Origin of the sequence: Myroides sp. DW712 (assembly GCF_046557355.1) — a bacterium.
Lineage (GTDB): Bacteria > Bacteroidota > Bacteroidia > Flavobacteriales > Flavobacteriaceae > Flavobacterium.
In genome coordinates this window covers 157,663-175,871 of the sequence record NZ_JBKFDO010000001.1, presented here as the reverse complement: position 1 = coordinate 175,871, position 18,209 = coordinate 157,663, and the positions used below count along the sequence as shown (strand labels likewise).

General features: G+C 37.6%; 11 protein-coding genes. 1 reads left to right on the top strand and 10 read right to left on the bottom strand.

Annotated elements, in window-relative coordinates; genetic code table 11:
* Positions 1 to 178: 178 nt before the first annotated feature.
* On the bottom strand, positions 179 to 1,189 hold the full coding sequence (locus ACLJX0_RS00720; RefSeq protein ID WP_410877699.1) for an OmpA family protein: 1,011 nt from the start codon (positions 1,187 to 1,189) through the stop codon (positions 179 to 181).
* A 263-nt stretch (positions 1,190 to 1,452) separates the two neighbouring features.
* Between ACLJX0_RS00720 and ACLJX0_RS00715 the strand changes: the two genes are divergently transcribed.
* Positions 1,453 to 2,178: a hypothetical protein gene (locus ACLJX0_RS00715; RefSeq protein ID WP_410877698.1), complete on the top strand. Its 726-nt coding sequence runs from the start codon at positions 1,453 to 1,455 to the stop codon at positions 2,176 to 2,178.
* A gap of 87 nt (positions 2,179 to 2,265) precedes the next feature.
* Here ACLJX0_RS00715 and nagB read toward each other — a convergent pair whose 3' ends face one another.
* From nagB to ACLJX0_RS00670, 9 genes are all read right to left on the bottom strand, one after another.
* Positions 2,266 to 3,030, bottom strand: coding sequence for a glucosamine-6-phosphate deaminase (nagB, locus tag ACLJX0_RS00710; RefSeq protein WP_410877697.1), 765 nt, complete (start codon positions 3,028 to 3,030; stop codon positions 2,266 to 2,268).
* 482 nt (positions 3,031 to 3,512) lie between these two features.
* Complete coding sequence (secDF, locus tag ACLJX0_RS00705; RefSeq protein ID WP_410877696.1) at positions 3,513 to 6,509, bottom strand: protein translocase subunit SecDF; 2,997 nt, start codon at positions 6,507 to 6,509, stop codon at positions 3,513 to 3,515.
* 140 nt (positions 6,510 to 6,649) lie between these two features.
* Positions 6,650 to 7,585, bottom strand: a complete 936-nt coding sequence (locus ACLJX0_RS00700) for a malate dehydrogenase (protein ID WP_410877694.1) — start codon at positions 7,583 to 7,585, stop codon at positions 6,650 to 6,652.
* Between the two features lie 78 nt (positions 7,586 to 7,663).
* Positions 7,664 to 9,604 (bottom strand): DNA topoisomerase (ATP-hydrolyzing) subunit B, encoded by a 1,941-nt coding sequence (gene gyrB, locus ACLJX0_RS00695; RefSeq protein ID WP_410877692.1) that lies wholly within the window; start codon positions 9,602 to 9,604, stop codon positions 7,664 to 7,666.
* Positions 9,605 to 9,859: 255 nt separating this feature from the next.
* Entirely contained in the window at positions 9,860 to 10,309 is a 450-nt protein-coding gene (locus ACLJX0_RS00690; protein ID WP_410877691.1) for a hypothetical protein, read from the bottom strand.
* Between the two features lie 152 nt (positions 10,310 to 10,461).
* Positions 10,462 to 12,258, bottom strand: coding sequence for a TonB-dependent receptor (locus ACLJX0_RS00685; RefSeq protein WP_410877689.1), 1,797 nt, complete (start codon positions 12,256 to 12,258; stop codon positions 10,462 to 10,464).
* Positions 12,259 to 12,283: 25 nt separating this feature from the next.
* On the bottom strand, positions 12,284 to 15,307 hold the full coding sequence (locus ACLJX0_RS00680) for a tetratricopeptide repeat protein (protein ID WP_410877687.1): 3,024 nt from the start codon (positions 15,305 to 15,307) through the stop codon (positions 12,284 to 12,286).
* 545 nt (positions 15,308 to 15,852) lie between these two features.
* Positions 15,853 to 17,121: an acetyl-CoA hydrolase/transferase family protein gene (locus ACLJX0_RS00675; protein WP_410877685.1), complete on the bottom strand. Its 1,269-nt coding sequence runs from the start codon at positions 17,119 to 17,121 to the stop codon at positions 15,853 to 15,855.
* A gap of 389 nt (positions 17,122 to 17,510) precedes the next feature.
* Positions 17,511 to 18,065: a Crp/Fnr family transcriptional regulator gene (locus ACLJX0_RS00670; RefSeq protein ID WP_410877683.1), complete on the bottom strand. Its 555-nt coding sequence runs from the start codon at positions 18,063 to 18,065 to the stop codon at positions 17,511 to 17,513.
* Positions 18,066 to 18,209 lie beyond the last annotated feature (144 nt).

The following is an 18,209-nucleotide window of genomic DNA, read 5'->3' as shown; positions in this document are numbered from 1 at the left end:
CCCTTACCTCATGAAAGCAATACTTTCCCTATTCTTTTTACTTTGTTTGACGCATGGATTTAGTCAAACTTCTTCCGAAGTTTGACTTCGTCCTTTTATTCTCCTTGATACTACCAAATGATACTATCAAAGAGAATAAAAAAAAACTCCTTTTACGAGGTAAAAGGAGTTTTTTTTATTAGTTGATTCGCACGAGTTCGACTCTTCGATTTTTTGCTTTATTGGCTTCAGAAGTATTTTCTACCAAAGGTTTATCTGCTCCGAAACCGCTAGCAGTTACCCTTTTCGATTCGATACCCAATTGAACTAAAGCATCTTTCACCGCATTTGCACGTTGGCCCGATAATTTTCGATTGTGGACTGCATCTCCTGTATTATCTGTATGCCCTTCAATACTAATTGTTAAGGTTGGCGTAGCTTTTAGTGCCTTAGCAATTTCACCAACCACCTCCATGGCTTCCTTCTTTAAGATGGACTGATCTACATCAAACTGAATATACAAGATGGATTTCCCCTGTTGGGTCAATTCCTTTGCAATATGATCGGCTGTTACCTTGGTCATGGTTTGCTTGAAATCAGCTTCTTGTAACACATTCAACGCACCTCCTTCATTAGTGGCTACGTATTGCACATAGATGGCTCCTTGATCTTTGGGTCGAATTACATAGAAGTGAATCTGTTGATCGGCATATCCAATATCTCCATCATCTCCTTTATTCGGATCTTGTTTATTGTATCGATCGTATTCTTCTCTTGTAATTTCCCCATCAAATATTTTCACTGCTCCAATAGAAAGTAAATACTCCTGCATACTGCGTTCAAAATACAATTTAGAAAACTGCTCCCCTTGTTCTGCAGCAACAAAAATTTTGTACAGCCTTCCTTCAAACGGTGTCATAACTCCATTAATAGGAAAAAAACACACGTCAAATTTCTTTTCAAATGGCTTATTTAGTGATTGTAAGCCTGCAGGTAAGGTAAAAAATGGAAAATCGCCAATATCTGCAGTCGATACGGGAATATCTTCGATGTTCAATACCTCAACTTCTTGTTTTTCAGCATTAGCTAAACTTTCTTGCGTTTGTTCTACGGGATTTTCTGGAACACTTACTTCCTCAGTATCCTTGTTTTTTTTGGAACAAGCTAGCAATAAACCAAGCATCGCACCTATTACAACAATTTTTTTCATACCTATTTTTTAAAGTGAGTTTAATTTGGGATTAAAGCTAAAAAAAATCAAAAGATTTATTGATGATGAAATGGTTATTTTTTTGTGCATGGTGAATAATTGAAAGGGGGAAGAGTGAAGTTGTCAACCAATTAACCGTTAACTGCTAGTTTTATTACAGAAAAACAAGGTTTTGTTTCATTTTCTCTTAGTTTAACTACAAGTTCGACTCCATTCACGCCCTAAATTGAATCTTTGTATAGCAATACTAAATACGAAAAGCCATGTCAACAAGCCCAACTCTAAACTCCATCTGGAATGTTACAACTCCCAAGAGACGCTTTTGGAATCTGTTCTTATTTTGGAAGATTAAGCACAAAAACCTAGCTAAAATTCCAACGCCAAAGCATATCACAGACCATTGCAAGGGATTGAAACTAAAGGAAAATCAAATAAAAACCATCCTTTATTCGACAGATTTAGCCTTGATTGAGAACAACGATGCAGATGCCTTATTAGCCGTTTACCCCTTTCCTCCTTCGATACAAATAATAAAAACACTCATTGCATTTTCCAATCGACCTGTAATTTGTGGCATTGGTGGAGGCATGACTCAAGGGGACTACGCCATTGAAATAGCGCTTCAGGCGCAGCAGTATGGTGCTGCTGCTGTTATCGTGAATCAACCCTTTAAAAATGAAGATATTGTTAAACTTAAGGAACAGCTCTCCATTCCTATTATCTCCAGTGTTTCTACCTTAAACTTTGATTTTAAAGCGCGAATTGAAGCGGGAGTATCTTGTTTTAATGTTACAGGAGGAACAAATACCTTAACCATTGTTGAGCATTTACAACGCAATTTTCCTCATTTCCCCATCATATCCACAGGTGGTAAAACTCTTGATGCCCTGCATACGGTGGTAAATAAGAAAATTAATGCCGTTGTTTTAACGCCTCCTTCCAACGCAACATTGTTTCGTTCCATTATGGATAGCTATAGAATAGAATAACGCTTAGTTGAAGCTAATTCGTCTTTATTTATACAATAAAGAGGAGCGCTTAAAAGCGCTCCTCTTTGTTTATATCGTCATACTACACTATAAGAGTGCAGCTGCTTTTTGATCAAGAATATACTCTACGTGTTCCAATTGCTGTAAGAAAGTAGCTGGAACTGTAGGAGAAATAGCTCCTTTTAATGCTTTTTGAATGATTTCTGCTTTGCGTTCACTCAAAGCTAACAGAAAGATTTGCTTTGCTTGTACGATGGTTTGAATTCCCATTGTAATCGCCTGAGTAGGTACTTTATCAGCCCCACCGAAGTCATCTGCAGCATCTTGACGCGTAATTGCATCGAGCTGTACTAATCGCGTCAATGAGTCCTGCAAAGACCCTGGTTCATTAAATCCGATATGACCACTACGTCCAATTCCCAACAATTGCATATCCAATCCTCCAAAGTCTGCAATTTTTTGCTCATACACTTGACAATAGGCTTGTATCGCATCCAGCGTTAATGTACCATCAGGAATATGAATATGAGAAGTAGGTATATCAATATGATTAAACAAATTTTGCTTCATAAATGTCACATAACTCTGGTCCTCAACAGGGTGCATGGGATAATATTCATCCAAGTTAAAGGTGACAACATTTTGGAAACTCAATCCCTCATTCTGATGCAAACGCACCAATTCTCTATATACTCCTTTGGGAGTAGAACCTGTTGCTAACCCTAAAATAGCAAGATCGCCCATTTCTTGCTTTGCTTTGATAATCTGTGCAATTTTATCAGCTACATATATAGATGCATCATCTGCATGTTCGTATACCTTAATGGCTTGTTGTAAAGAATGTTCTAGCACTTTATTTTTCGATTGGTTTAGTGTAGTATCCTCAAAAGAAACGAAGAAAATAGCCCTTACTACTAGTATCTTTCACTTTTATTCTTGGTTGGATCTACAATGTTATTACTAATTCCATTCATGGGTTAAGGAAACGTATTTTCCCTTATCTAACCGACTTTCTTTTTCGTGTATCAAAAATACAAAAAATAAAAATAATTAACACATTTTTTTTGGGTAAACCCCTATAAATAGTTAGGTTGAATCGGATTGGTTCGTTGCTCTTTGTCCTTTGCCTTTTGTGGATTTAATACTAAATAGAAAAATTCATCCCAAACCCTCAACAAACCCCAAACCCCCAACAAACCTCAACAAACCCCAACAAACCCCAACAAACCCCAACAAACCCCAACAAACCCCAACAAACCTCAACAAACCTCAAACCTCATAAAAAAAGGCACGCTACAAAATGCAGCGTGCCTTTTTTCTATTATAAGTAAGAATTATGCTTGTTCTGCAGCTAATTCTTCTTGCGCTTCTTCATGTAATCTTTCGATTTCTTCTTTGTCCTTTCTAGGCATTGTATCTACTAATACAGGCGTAGCAAGGAATAAAGACGAATAAGTACCTACAATAATACCAATTAACATCGCAAAGATAAATCCACGGATTGAATCTCCACCGAAGATGAACATAATTAATAATACGAAGATTAACGTCAACGAGGTATTAATTGTTCTTGATAAAGTTGTATTTACTGAATCGTTTACAATCTTATTAAAATCTCCTTTTGTCTTACCAGCGATAAACTCACGTACACGGTCAAATACAATTACTGTATCGTTCATGGAATAACCAATAACAGTTAAGATCGCAGCGATAAAGTGTTGGTCGATTTCCATGTGCCAAGGCATAAATTTGTACGTCAACGAGTACACTCCCAATACGAAAATAACGTCGTGTGCTACGGATACAATCGCTCCTAAAGAGTATTGCCATTTGCGGAATGAAATAACCAAGTAAACAAAGATAGCAGCCATAGATCCTAAAACAGCCCAGTATGCATTTTGTTTTACGTCTTTCGCAACACTTGGTCCGATTTTAGACGCTTGAATTACTCCGTATACTTTTCCTTCTGTAGCATTTACGAATTCTTCGTATGTAATATCATTCGAGTAGTACGGTTTTAATCCGTTATACAATTTCTCATTTACTTCTTGGTCAACAGCAGCACCTTCTTCTTCAACTTTGTATTTCGTTGTAATTTTCAGCTGTTCTTTGTTTCCAAATACTTTAGCTTCTACGTTTACACCGAATACTTCTCCTAACTTCTCACTTACTTCATTTGCGGATACTTGCTTGTCAAATTTCACTTGGAAAGTTCTACCTCCAACAAAATCTGTCCCTTCATCAAATCCATTGATAAAGAATGAAGCAAAAGAAACTACCACGATTACAGCTGAAAGACCGTACGTTGCTTTCTTCATTTTCAAGAAATCAAAGTTGAATCCAGTAAACCAGTTTTTCGTGATATTGGTAGCGAACATTAATGATCTACCTGCTTTCACATCTCTATCCATAAAGATACGAGCGATGAAGATAGAAGTAAATAAAGAAGTAGCGATACCGATTAGCAACGTTGTTGCGAATCCTTTAATAGGTCCTGATCCGAAGGCGAATAAGATAACCCCAGTTAAGATATGCGTCACGTTAGCATCCACGATTGGTCGCATTGCTCCGTGCCAGCTATAAGATTCCTTGATGGTATCCGCTAAGCTCATACCCTTTCGCAAACATTCTTTCGCACGTTCAGAGATAATGATATTCGCATCCACAGCCGTACCCATCGTCAATACGATACCAGCAATACCAGGTAATGTTAAGACAGCACCTAAACTTGCTAAGATACCAAACATGAACAATAAGTTTGCTAATAACGCGATGTTAGCATACCAACCTGCTCTACCATAGTAGAACGCCATCCATAACCAAACTACGATTAAACCAGCAATAGCAGATAACATACCTGCATCAATTGCTTGTTGTCCTAAGGATGGTCCTACGATTTCTGATTGAACGATATCTGCACCTGCAGGTAATTTACCCGCACGTAAAATATTCGCTAAGTCTTTTGCATCCGCAACAGTAAAATCACCTGAAATAGATGATCTTCCTCCTGAAATAGCACCGTTTGTTACACCTGGAGCAGAATACACTACGTTATCTAAAACGATAGCAATATTTGAACGCTCAGCAAATGCCTTTCCAGTTAACTCTTCCCAGATTTTTGCTCCTTTTGGACTCATGGTCATTCCAACCACTGGGCGTCCAAAGTTATCATACTCATCTTGTGCACCTGTAATCACACTTCCACTTAAAGGAGGAACTCCTTCACGGTTTGTTTTTAAGGCATACAATTCAACGATATCTGATGCTTTTTTGCTTGGTTTACCCCAAACAAAGCGCGCGTATTTTTGATCCGCTGGCAATAAGTTTCGAACGTCTTGACGTTTTAATAAACTATTTACCTTCACGGTATCTTTTGTTTGAACATAGCCTAAAACAGGGCTTCCTTGTTGTCCACCCCCTACGAATAAGCTGAATAAAGGACCAATATCTTGCAATTGATCTACTTCAGTAGAATCCGCTTTGATGCCACCTAATAATGCATCAACATCCGTTTTTGTTGAATCTTGAACTTGTTCAATTTCTTTTGTTTCTGGTTGAGCCGCTTTTTCAGTTGATTTTAAATACTCATTAGCAGATGCTAAGTAGTTACCAATTTCCTCAACTTTATACGTTTCCCAAAATTCTAATTGAGCAGTACTTTGTAAAAGATTCTTGATACGATCTACATCTTTTGCGCCTGGCAATTCAACCAAAATACGACCTGTATCACCAAGCATTTGAATATTGGGTTGTGAAACACCAAATTTGTCAATACGCTCTCTGAATACGCGGTACGCACTCTCAATAGATTCTTTTACTTTTTTGTCTAAGATAGCCTTTACTTGGTTATCTGACATCCCTACTGTAATCTCACTTAAATTTCTGTTTGCAAAGATATCTCCCGAAGCTAATTTCACATTGCCTTTTGATTCTTTTTCAAAAGCCGTATAAAACGCATCAAGGTAACTTTGATTACCTTGTCTCATTGTCTCAGCCTCAGCCAATGCTTTGTTAAAAACAGCATTTTTTGAATTATTCGCTAATCCTTTCAGGATGTCTTTGATAGAGATTTGCAACGTAACGTTAATACCTCCTTCTAAATCTAATCCTTTGTTGATTTGTTTAGCTCTTACTTCATTAAATGTCTGTCCTAAAAAAACTGTTTGATTACCAATAGAGTCTAAATACTGTAATTCTTTTTCAGAATCACCGTTAGCAAAAGCTTTCGCTTTGTCCTCATAATGGCCTGTAACAAAGGTGAAAGACAACTGATAAATACTTACCAGAGCAAAAATTATTGCAAAAAATTTAACAAGTCCCTTGTTTTGCATTATTACTAAAAATTAATTAATTATTTTTTTAAAACGAGCAAATATAAAATATGATGATAGATTAACCAATTCTTTTAGCAAGTTTATCGCTAAAAAAACAAGGAATTTCACTTCTATTTGCTCGACCTGTTATAATTATTTTAAGAAAGTATCGCGTGAAGTTCTTTATTTACCTCCTTAATCGCTTCCGCACTCTTACTAAATTCCTCTTTTTCTTCCTTGTTTAGGCTAACGTCAACGATTGTTTCGATTCCATTTTTTCCTATAATACAAGGAACACCAATAAAGATATTTTGTTCTCCATACTCTCCTTCTAACAAAGTTGAACACGGAATTAATTTTTTGCGATCGTGCAAGATACTATCCACTAATTGCGCAACAGCTGCTCCTGGCGCATACCAAGCGGAAGTACCCAAGAGTTTGGTCAAAGTAGCCCCACCAACCATGGTTTGCTTCACGACCTCTTGTTGATCGGCTTCAGATAGTAATTGGGTAACTGGAATTCCTTTATAAGTAGCTAAACGAATCAACGGAATCATGGTCGTATCTCCATGTCCACCAATAACCATTCCGTCAATATCTGCCACAGGTTTGTCTAGTTTTTGACTTAAGAAGTATTTGAAACGTGCAGAGTCTAATGCTCCCCCCATTCCAATAATTCTATTCTTTGGCAATCCTGATATTTTTAATGCAGCTAATGCCATGGTATCCATTGGATTTGTTACAATAACAAAAATGGCGTTAGGCGATACAGTCAAAGCATTTTCTATCACGCTTTTCACAATAGCTGTATTCGTTCCAATTAATTCTTCTCGTGTCATTCCTGGTTTTCTAGGAATTCCTGACGTAATTACCACAACATCGCTGTTCACTGTACGGGCGTACTGTTTTGTTACTCCTTTGACAATCGTGTCAAAACCAGAGTTCGCTGCGCATTGCATGATATCCATCGCTTTACCTTCAGCTAATCCTTCCGCAATGTCCACTAGGACTACCTCGCTTGCTATTTGCCTAAATGCGATAACTTCGGCACAAGTTGCACCAACGTTACCTGCTCCAATTACAGATACTTTCATAATTAAATGGCTTTAAAGTTTTCGTTAAACAAAAAAGGTCAATGCACTATGCTTGACCTTTTATATAGATATTTTTAATTAAGCATCGATTTTTGCATACGTTGCATTTTTCTCAATAAATTCTCTACGTGGTGGAACTTCATCCCCCATTAACATCGAGAAAACCAAATCAGCTTCTTTTAAATCATCAATTCTCACTTGTCTCAAGATACGGTGTTCTGGATTCATTGTCGTTTCCCATAACTGTTCCGCGTTCATCTCTCCAAGACCTTTGTATCGTTGTACACTTGTTCCATTCCCCATTTCTTCCATTAAACTGATACGCTCTTCATCGCTCCACGCATAAACTTTGCGTTGCCCTTTTTTCACCATATATAATGGTGGGGTTGCGATAAATACGTGTCCATTTTCAATCAATCCTCTCATATAGCGGAAGAAGAAAGTTAGAATAAGTGTTGCAATGTGGCTACCGTCCACGTCGGCATCACACATAATTACTACTTTGTGATAACGCAGTTTATCAAGGTTCAAAGCTTTACTATCTTCCTCCGTACCAATTGTCACCCCTAAAGCGGTAAAAATATTTTTAATCTCTTCACTCTCAAATACTTTGTGTCCCATGGCTTTCTCCACATTCAAAATCTTTCCACGCAATGGTAAAATAGCTTGGAAATTACGATCACGTCCTTGCTTAGCCGTTCCACCCGCCGAGTCTCCCTCGACTAAGAACACCTCACATTTCGTTGGATCTTGCTCAGAACAATCCGATAACTTACCAGGTAGCCCTCCTCCAGTCATGACTGTTTTACGCTGTACCATCTCACGTGCTTTTTTCGCAGCATGTCTCGCTTGTGCAGCTAAAATTACCTTTTGAACAATGATTTTTGCATCATTTGGGTTTTCTTCTAAGTAGTTTTCCAACATCTCAGCAACTGCCTGACTCACAGGAGAAACAACTTCTCTATTCCCCAATTTTGTTTTCGTTTGTCCTTCAAACTGAGGCTCCATCACTTTAACAGAGATAATCGCTGTTAATCCTTCACGGAAATCGTCCCCACTAATTTCAAACTTCAACTTATCCAATAGTCCAGAAGCATCTGCATATTTTTTTAACGTACGCGTTAATCCCATACGGAACCCTTGTAAATGCGTTCCTCCTTCGTGTGTATTAATATTATTCACGTACGAATAAATATTTTCTGAATAGGTATCGTTATACACTAAAGCAACCTCAACAGGCACATCTCCTTTGTCCGACTCCATCCAAATCACCTCGTTAATAATAGGTGTACGATTACCGTCTAAAAACTTGATAAACTCTTTTAAACCTTCTCTAGAGAAAAACACTTCGTTTTTTGCTTCTCCTTTTTCATCTACCTCACGAGCATCGGTTAAGGTAATCGTCAATCCTTTGTTCAAGAATGCCAATTCACGTAAACGAGAAGCTAACGTATCATAAGAATACTCTAACGTTTGGGTAAAGATTGTCGGATCCGGTTTAAACATTACTGTTGTTCCTCTTTTCTCCGTTTCACCAATAACTTTTACTGGAAATAAAGCTTTACCTTTTGAATATTCTTGTTCGTAAATTTTACCATCTCGGTACACGGTTGCTCTTAATAAATCAGATAGCGCATTCACACACGATACTCCTACCCCGTGCAAACCTCCAGATACTTTATACGAATCCTTATCGAACTTCCCTCCTGCACCAATTTTGGTCATTACTACCTCTAAAGCAGACACCCCTTCTTTTTTGTGCATATCAACAGGAATACCACGACCGTTATCTTCAACAGAAATGGAATTATCTTCGTTAATAATTACGTTGATGGTATCACAGTGACCAGCTAAGGCCTCATCAATAGAGTTATCTACTACTTCATATACAAGGTGGTGTAATCCGCGCACTCCTACATCTCCAATATACATGGAAGGACGCATTCTTACGTGCTCCATTCCTTCTAGCGCCTGAATACTATCGGCTGAATAATTTCCCTTATTTACTTCTTGGCTCATAATAATTTTCTAAAATAAGTAACGTACAAATATAGTTTTTTTAAAACAATTTATCAACTTCTCTACTGCTTATCTCAAGGTTTTTCCCCTTTACTTTAAATATTTTCAGTAGAAAACAGAAGGTCTCAAATTACAATAATATTCCATCTTTTCACAAAAAAGTTTGACTTAATTTTAACTTACTTCTTTCCAAAAAAAACAGGGATAAACTCCATTTATCCCTGTTTTTTTATTCATTAAATCGTTAATTCTACTTTACTCTAAAAAGTTAACCGTAAAATCACAATTATTAAACGAAAATGTATCGTGTAATTTACGTCCTAAAAGTGCTTTTGTAATAGGAGCATCCATAGAAACACCTAAAACAGATATCTCTTCTACAGTTACTTTTGGCAAGGCAGCCGCCAAAAACAAATAAACTGTATTAACTTTTACAATACTTCCAAACTCTACAACGGCAGAGTTTTTATTCTCATCAATTCGCTTGACTATCTCTCTTAGCTCAAGGCTCTCTTTAATTTTTTTAGTAATATTTTCTTGCTCTAAATGCATCATCGATAAAGCTGTTTCGTGCTTATCTCCCGCAGAGCTCTTCGCATCTGTTTGAGCATCCACCGCTAAATCTTCGACAATACCGCGAAGGGCATCAATCTTATCATCTAATCGCTGTAAAAATATGGTCTTTACTTCTTGTTTTAGTGTCATTTCTAATTTCTTAAATACCCTGTAGGATCTGTTTTGTTGTTTGAACGACAAAAATAGACCAATAAACTAGGATAAAAAATTAAAAAATGGGAATAAAACAGCTTTAAACTAAAAAAATGTGATTTTTAACACTATTTAGGTTATAATTATTCTCAAAAGTCGAATTTACAAATAGCTCCTGCCATAACCTGTACACCTTGCGATTTAAAACTCCCCCACTGGTTGTACGTTTGATTCAACAAGTTATTCCCTTGGAGAAAAACCGTCCAATTGTTTGTTGGTCGATACCCTACTTTGACATTCATATCAACATAACTCTCTACGTTTCTAATACTGTGTTCAGGAACACTAAGCACCATATTATCTTCGTTAATAAACAAGTCTTTTCGCTCACCAACATAGTTCACATCCATACCAGCAAACCATTGATCTGTAAAGTTAATCAGTGCATCTGCTCCTACTTTTATCTTTGGCAAGCCCCAGGCCTCTCCTCTATTCGTCTCGTAATTGTTATACTCTCCACGAATTCCCAACGACAAGGTATTGTCAAGATCAAAACGCAATTCTCCAAACAAACTCAATGTTTCAACATCCTCATACCATACATTAAATGCATTTCCATACAAATAATTCAATCGATTTGCATTCGATGCATAAGGGGTTGACATAAATAAAGTCTTGTCGTTTTCTTTCTTGTAAGAAGCTTTGATATTATACGAAATTGTATGATCCAGCTTTCCTTTCATCCCCACGTAAAAGTCATAAGTTTTATCTGTTGGGTACAGCCTCGCTTCTGGCGATACAAAAGGATTTTGATCCACTAAGTTTTTAAACGTATTTTGCGTTAAACGGCCATCAATTCCTGCATACGCAATAACAATATTTGGAACTAAATTATAAGACGCCTTCACTTGTGGATAAAAGTGAAAATTATCCCCTGACTTACCTTCTACTTTTTCATTGTCATAGAACAACCCTACTCCTAATTCCACAAAGTAATCATCATCTTTAAACACCACGCTTGGTTCTGCCCCAAAAATAAAGTGTTGATCACTTCCTTTGTATCGATCCATCGACTCTTTGGTATAATCAAGCATCCCATCAGCATCGGTAATTTTTCTCTGCTTGTAATCCGAACTCACATAGTCCACCGCTAAATTTAACTTAGCTAAGATTCCTTCGTCTAAAGCAGTTTCAATACGCGGTTTAAAAACGAAGTGATTTTCTGCACGATCAAAATCGTCACTAAAATTGTTGTAATACACCTCTACCCCTTTGATTGGCAAATCCTCAAAAGTTACAGCGCCCTCAAAGTAAAAAGACTTGTATTTTTGTTTTGGATTGATGCTAACTACGGTATGCTGTGGAATTCCATCTCCCATTTCCTCTTGCGGTAATCCATACCAATTCAGCGTTTGATACGACCCTCCTATAGCCGTATTCCAACCAATTTTCTTTTTCTGACCAGAAAAATTAATTCCCGCCTTTGTTTTAGAAAAATCATCATCTAAGAGCAAGTGTTTAATTCCTCCTTGGGAAGAAAAGTGACTGACAAAACCAGACAGATAGCTATCTGGATCAATTTGCGTACTTAAAAACAACTCTCCATTGATATTGGTATAATTGCCGAAACCAAACAATGCATAGTTATCAAAACGCTCTAAATTGCGTTTAGCTTCTACTTTTGCCGCTTCACCTTTAGTTGGAACGAAGGTAGAAGCAACAGGAAAAGAAGTAATCGTATATACGACTTCTTTCTTTTTGTTCTTCATATCCTCGTCTAAATTCGGCATTTCTCTTACTTTGAATGCCTCTGAAACCGTAGCATCATATCGTCTAACCACATCTACAACTTCTGTTCCTAAATCGCTTTTATTTTTATCTTGAGCAACCGCTGTACCAACGAACAACACACTGGATACAAAGGTTAATATTTTTATCTGCTTCATAATTACTTTCTAATTCAATTAAACCTTACTGTATCACCGATGAATTGCTTTTCGCCTCTTGCCCTTTAATAGCATTCAACTCTTGTTGTGCTTCCGCCACAACATCGGCAAATTCTCCAAAATTCTTAATCACGCTATCCAAGATATACGTCGCTTGGTACGCATCTTTTAAGCTATAGAAGTTTTTAGCCATCAACACCAATCCCTTGGCGCCATAATACTTATAGGTCGAATAATCTTTGGCTAATTTTTGCACACTTTCATTTGACGCATCAAATTTATTGTCCATGCGCTTAAAGAATGCGTCGTAATACAAGGCTTCTGCAGCCAATTCTCCTTTAGCAATCTTCGCTACATCAGCATATCCTTTTTTCGCTTTGTCGTATTGTTTATTAGCAAAAGCTGTTCGCGCAATAATGATTTGTGCATCACTCTTCACTTTATCATCAATTTTTGCCAATTTCAATACTTGCTCAGCATAACTCAACGCATTGGTATAATCTTCTTCCTGATAGTACAACTTCATTAAGTTTGACTTTGCAAATACTTTATTTTGTTCTTGTGCCGCCTCATTTTCTAATCGACTCAACATCAACAACGCTTGATCCGTATCTTTTTCTTTGAGGTAGATTTCAGCTAAACGCGATAAACTCACCTCTACGTATTCATTTTTATTTCCTTCCACTACGGCCGCATAGTGCGGTTGTGCCTTCTTGCCATTGGAAGCTGCATAGTACAGCTGTCCCAAATAAAAATGAGCTTGTAACGCTTTTAATCCTTTTGGATAAGTCGCTAAATATTTTTCAAAACCAGCAATCGCTGCCTGCGCATTGTTTTGCATATACTGCTTCTCTGCGGATTCATAGGTATCCTTATCTAACTCTAGATCACTCACACTTACAAAAGACAGTCCTTTTACCCAAACACCATATTCATCCACTTTCCCTTGGTCCACATATACTAAACGCGCATTTTGTACCGCTTCAATCGCCTCTGCACTTGTTGGATATTGAGCCACTACTTCTTTGAATTTTGCCAAAGCTTCATCTGAGCGGTTGGCATTATAGTGAATCAACCCTTGGCGTAACAATGCTTTTGAAGCATACGAGCTCTTTGGATAATTTTTCAATAGCTGATCAAAAACCGGCGTTGCCTTTTGAGGTTGTTGCATGACCACATAAGTCATCCCCAATTCATATAATGCATTGTCTGCTAAGCTCGATTTTGGATAATCTTTCGTAAAGGCAAGTAAGTCATCTGCTTTTTTCTGCAAACGATCGACAAATCCATAGGCCAACGCTTTTTGAAAACGCGCATATTCAACATCTACTTTATTTGCGTCAATCACCTTGTTATATGCTTCCATTGCTGGCCAATAACTCCCTTCCACAAATTGACTATCTCCCAATCGGAGATACGCATCGATACGTCTCGCCTCATCTTTGGGTGCAGTTGCAATAAAGCTTTGAAATTGCTTAGCGGCGTTACTGTACTCTTTTTGCTTAAAGTAGGTATACCCCAACCCGTAGTTTACATTTTTATATTCGTTGGTATTTTTTGCCTGTGGACTTCCCAAGAAGCTTACATAAGACGAAATGGCTTCTGTGAATTTGTTGAGAGCATAATTTGATTCGGCTTGCCAATAATAAGCGCGAGCAGTAAACACCCCATCTTGACGTTCTACTAAGGATTTAGTAAACATCGACAAAGCTTCTTCATATTTTCCTTCTGCAAACAATTCTAACCCACGGTAAAACGTTACCTTTTGATACGCTTCTTTATTGGCCGTCGTCTTGTTTTTCTCTAGAAGTACCAAGGCTTCAGCAAAGTTTTTGGACGTGATGTACGAATCAATCAACAAGCCTTCCATTTCCTCACGATAAGGTGAACTCGGGTATTTCTCCATGAATCCACTGATTACTTTGGGCGCACTTTGATAAGCGTTTCCGATATCATAACTCAACTTTCCGTAGTTTAAATACGCATCTTCTTGAATGCTGGCATCAAAACGCATTTCAGACGCATTTTTAAACGCATTCAAAGCTTGTGTCTTTTTATGGGTGTGTAAATAACTTTCCCCTAAGTGGTAATACGCATTTTGAGCAATGGCATTATCTCCGTCAATAATTTTATTGAATTGCTCAATGGCTTTTTCATAGTCTTTGGACTTATAATACGCATACCCCAATTGGTAGTAATCAGTATTGTTCCATTTGCCGTTTTTCCCTTTGTACGCTAAGAGATAAGGTAGAGCTTTATCATATTGCTTGAGGTTGAAATAACTCTCTCCAATAATTTTTGCCAATTCTGATTTTTCTTGAGGATTTGACTTATCGATTTGAGCCAATCCATCGGTAATGGCTTGTTCAAAATTTCCTGTCTTGAAATTCATATCCGCTTGGAAGTACCCCATTTTTTCCTTGTACTTCTCCTTGCTTTCTACTTTTTCAAATAGTTTTTTAGCATCGTCAAAATTATCCGTGTCGTACGCGATATACCCTAAGTAATAGGTTGCCTGTTCGCTCCACTCTCCTTTTTGACTTACTTTTTCCAAGTATTTTTTAGCTTCTTTTCTATTTTTCATATAGAATGCGCTATATCCCTTTTCAAAAAAGAAACGATCAGCTACTTTTTCCGTTTCAATTACCTGATCTTTTACTTTAGCCGCATAATGAGCTGCCTTAGCAAATTGTCCACGAGTAAAGTAGTAATCCGTTGCTTCTATATACGCAATATTCTGTTTGGAACTCGTTGGATAATTTGCCACAAAATCATCGATTTTGTTTTCCGCCCCACTTTGGTCCAATCGAATCGCACAATTGGCAATATAATACGCACAATCGGCTTCTATATCTTTATTTTCAGAACTATTTTCTTTTTTAATTTTATCAAACAATAGTTGGGCCGCCAAATACTCTTGTTCATTATACAGGGCCACAGCCTGATTAAACGTTGCATATGGGCCTGTATATACAGCCGTTTGCTGTGCATAAAGGCTCATACTCCCCACTAGTGCAGCTATACAAGCCAACCTATTAATTCTACGCATTGATTTTCTATTTATTTTAATGTCAAATATAACGATTTATCCCTTTTTCTGACAGCTTTGTTGGCGGTTTTTTGTCTTTTTGCCTTTTTGTCTTTTTGCTTTTCTAACAAAACTAAATACTCCTTATCAGCCCTCAACAAATCTCAACTAATCCTCTTCCAAAGGGGGCTTTGTTTTTCGGCTTTCGGCTTTCGTTCTTTGCTTTTTGTCTTTTTGCTTTTTATCTTTTTGTCCTTTTGCTTTTCTAACAAAACTAAATACTCCTTATCAGCCTCACCTAACCTCACCTAATCTCACCTAATCTCACCTCACCTCACCTCACCTCACCTCACCTAACCTAACCTAACCTAACCTAACCTAACCTAACCTAACCTAACCTAACCTAACCTAATCTCACCCAACCTAACCTAATCTCACCCAACCTAACCTAACCTAACCTAACCTAACCAAATCTCACCCCATCAAACCCCACCTAAAAAAAAAAAGCTCAAGTAAAAACTCAAGCTTTTTATAAAATTAATTATTCCGTTCACCCGCATCACGCATCACGCTTTCATATTATCAAAATACGCTTTTAGGATTTCTTCTCTAAAATCGGGATGTGCAATTTCTGCCATAGCAGCCACGCGTTGTTTCAACGTTTTTCCATACAAATCAGCCACGCCATATTCCGTAACGATATATTGCGCATGCGCACGTGTTGTTACCACGCCAGCGCCTTGGCGTAAGAAAGGCACAATGCGGTTATGTCCTTGATTACTTGTAGAGGCTAGCGCAATAATCGCTTTTCCCCCCTCACTAAGAGAAGCCCCACGAACAAAATCCATCTGGCCTCCTACACCAGAATACATCTTATGCCCAATAGAATCCGCACAAATCTGTCCAGTTAAATCCACCTCAATAGCGGAGTTAATCGCTACTACTTTTGGGTTTTTTCGAATAATTGCTGTATCATTCACATAGCTTGATTCTTTCAATACGATAAACGGATTATTATCAACGAAATCGTATAGTTTTTTCGAGCCAATTAAAAATGTCGCCAGTGCTCTTCCCTTGGCAATTTTCTTTTTGGAACAGTCAATGACTCCACGTTGAATCAGCTCAATTACTCCATCGGAGAACATCTCTGTATGCAGTCCTAAGTTTTTATGGTTAGTCAATTGTGCCAAAACGGCATTGGGAATCGAACCAATCCCCATTTGAAGGGTACTTTCATCCTCTATCAAATTGGCAACAAATTTTCCAATTGTCGCTTCTTTTTCTGAAATAATCACCTCTTTTGAGGCGTAAATTGGGCAATCACAATCCACAGCTAAATCAATTTTAGAACTGTGCAATACGCTATCCCCAAACGTCCGTGGCATTTGCGGGTTTACTTGTGCAATGACAATTCGCGCGCGTTCCATCGCTGCCACACAAGCCTCTACAGACACCCCTAATGAGCAAAACCCATGTTCATCTGGTGGAGAAACTTGAATCAAAACCACATCTACTTGTAGTACGCCTTTTCTAAATAGCAAAGGCACTTCACTTAAAAAAACAGGCGTATACGAACCATTGCCTGCCGCCAAAGTATGGCGGACGTTTTTGCCAATAAAAAAAGAATTCACATGAAAACTAGCCGCCAAAGCAGGATCCGCATAAGGAGCTTCTCCTTCGGTATGAATGTGACAAAATTCGACATTGCGAAGTTCATCCGCCCGATCGCTAATGGCTTTAGTTAAAATATTAGGCGTTGCCGCTGCAGCGTGAACATAGATGCGATCTCCTGATCGAACAACCTTTGCAGCTTCTTGAGCAGATACATATTTCATAGCTTTTTCTTTTCTTTAGGGTTAATAAACCTTCTTTTTTAAAATCCCTACAAATTACTGATTTTTAACAAAGAAAAGAACTGATAATCATCATACCTATTAAAAAAAGAACACAATTATCAAAAAAACAAAAAAACACTACTTAAAATCAAATAAAGTTACCAAGAATTAAAAACGACTGCATCTTTACAAGCAAAAAGCTCTTTCTTTACCTTTTACCTAAAACCCACCCCTTTAAACACACCTAAAAGACGCAATCTAAAACAAGATTTCGATCCCCATTTACAAGAGATACGTCTATAAAACACACAACCTTTCTGTTGTACTACTGTTTCAATCAGGGAAGCAAAAAGAATCTTTGACTTCCTCAATACTGCCCTTAAATCCAACTAGTTAGTTAAAGCCAATCTCTTTTTTATACGCGATAAAGATTGAGGCTGGATTCCTAAATAACTGGCAATATCCTTTTGAGAAAGTAGCTGTATAATTTGCGGTTGTTCACGCATCAGGTATCGATAGCGCTGCTCAGGGGTGAGAAACAACAAGAAATCAATGCGTTCCTTAGCATGTAAGAACATAGCATCCGACATCAATCGCCCAATTTTCTGCCAATGAAAAGACGATTCATATAATGCAAATAATTCTTTTTTCGGTAGTAAGGTAACACGTACTGCTGTCATCGCTTGAATTTCCATAGTAGAAACCTGCTCTTTCAACAAGCCTTCATAATTTGTAAACACATCGCCAGGGAGATAAAAGGAAAAGGAAATGTCTTGATTGGATTCATTGGAGTAATACATCCGCATAATTCCTTGGTCTACTCGTCCCACATAATTACAGACATCGCCAATCGCTAATAAAGTTTCTCCTTTGGCAAGTGTTCTGTATTCCACAACATCACTTAAGGCCTCTATCACTTCTTCAATCCAATTGTTATTTTTCATTTTTTTCGCTTTATACAGACTCCTCTAACAAAGATACGTTATTCTTCTTTACAGCTTCTTTTTTTCTATCGCGATGCAAGATATCTTTCTCCCTCTTCTCTCTTGTTTTCCACAAATAAGTAGTATTTTTGCTTGATAATCTTA

Bases quoted from the DNA above. Each gene is read 5' to 3' on its own strand.
- ACLJX0_RS00715 (WP_410877698.1), top strand. From the start codon at position 1,453: ATGTCAACAAGCCCAACTCTAAACTCCATCTGGAATGTTACAACTCCC.
- secDF (WP_410877696.1), bottom strand. From the start codon at position 6,509: ATGCAAAACAAGGGACTTGTTAAATTTTTTGCAATAATTTTTGCTCTG.
- gyrB (WP_410877692.1), bottom strand. From the start codon at position 9,604: ATGAGCCAAGAAGTAAATAAGGGAAATTATTCAGCCGATAGTATTCAG.
- ACLJX0_RS00675 (WP_410877685.1), bottom strand. From the start codon at position 17,121: ATGAAATATGTATCTGCTCAAGAAGCTGCAAAGGTTGTTCGATCAGGA.
- ACLJX0_RS00700 (WP_410877694.1), bottom strand. From the start codon at position 7,585: ATGAAAGTATCTGTAATTGGAGCAGGTAACGTTGGTGCAACTTGTGCC.
- ACLJX0_RS00680 (WP_410877687.1), bottom strand. From the start codon at position 15,307: ATGCGTAGAATTAATAGGTTGGCTTGTATAGCTGCACTAGTGGGGAGT.
- ACLJX0_RS00690 (WP_410877691.1), bottom strand. From the start codon at position 10,309: ATGACACTAAAACAAGAAGTAAAGACCATATTTTTACAGCGATTAGAT.
- ACLJX0_RS00720 (WP_410877699.1), bottom strand. From the start codon at position 1,189: ATGAAAAAAATTGTTGTAATAGGTGCGATGCTTGGTTTATTGCTAGCT.
- ACLJX0_RS00670 (WP_410877683.1), bottom strand. From the start codon at position 18,065: ATGAAAAATAACAATTGGATTGAAGAAGTGATAGAGGCCTTAAGTGAT.
- ACLJX0_RS00685 (WP_410877689.1), bottom strand. From the start codon at position 12,258: ATGAAGCAGATAAAAATATTAACCTTTGTATCCAGTGTGTTGTTCGTT.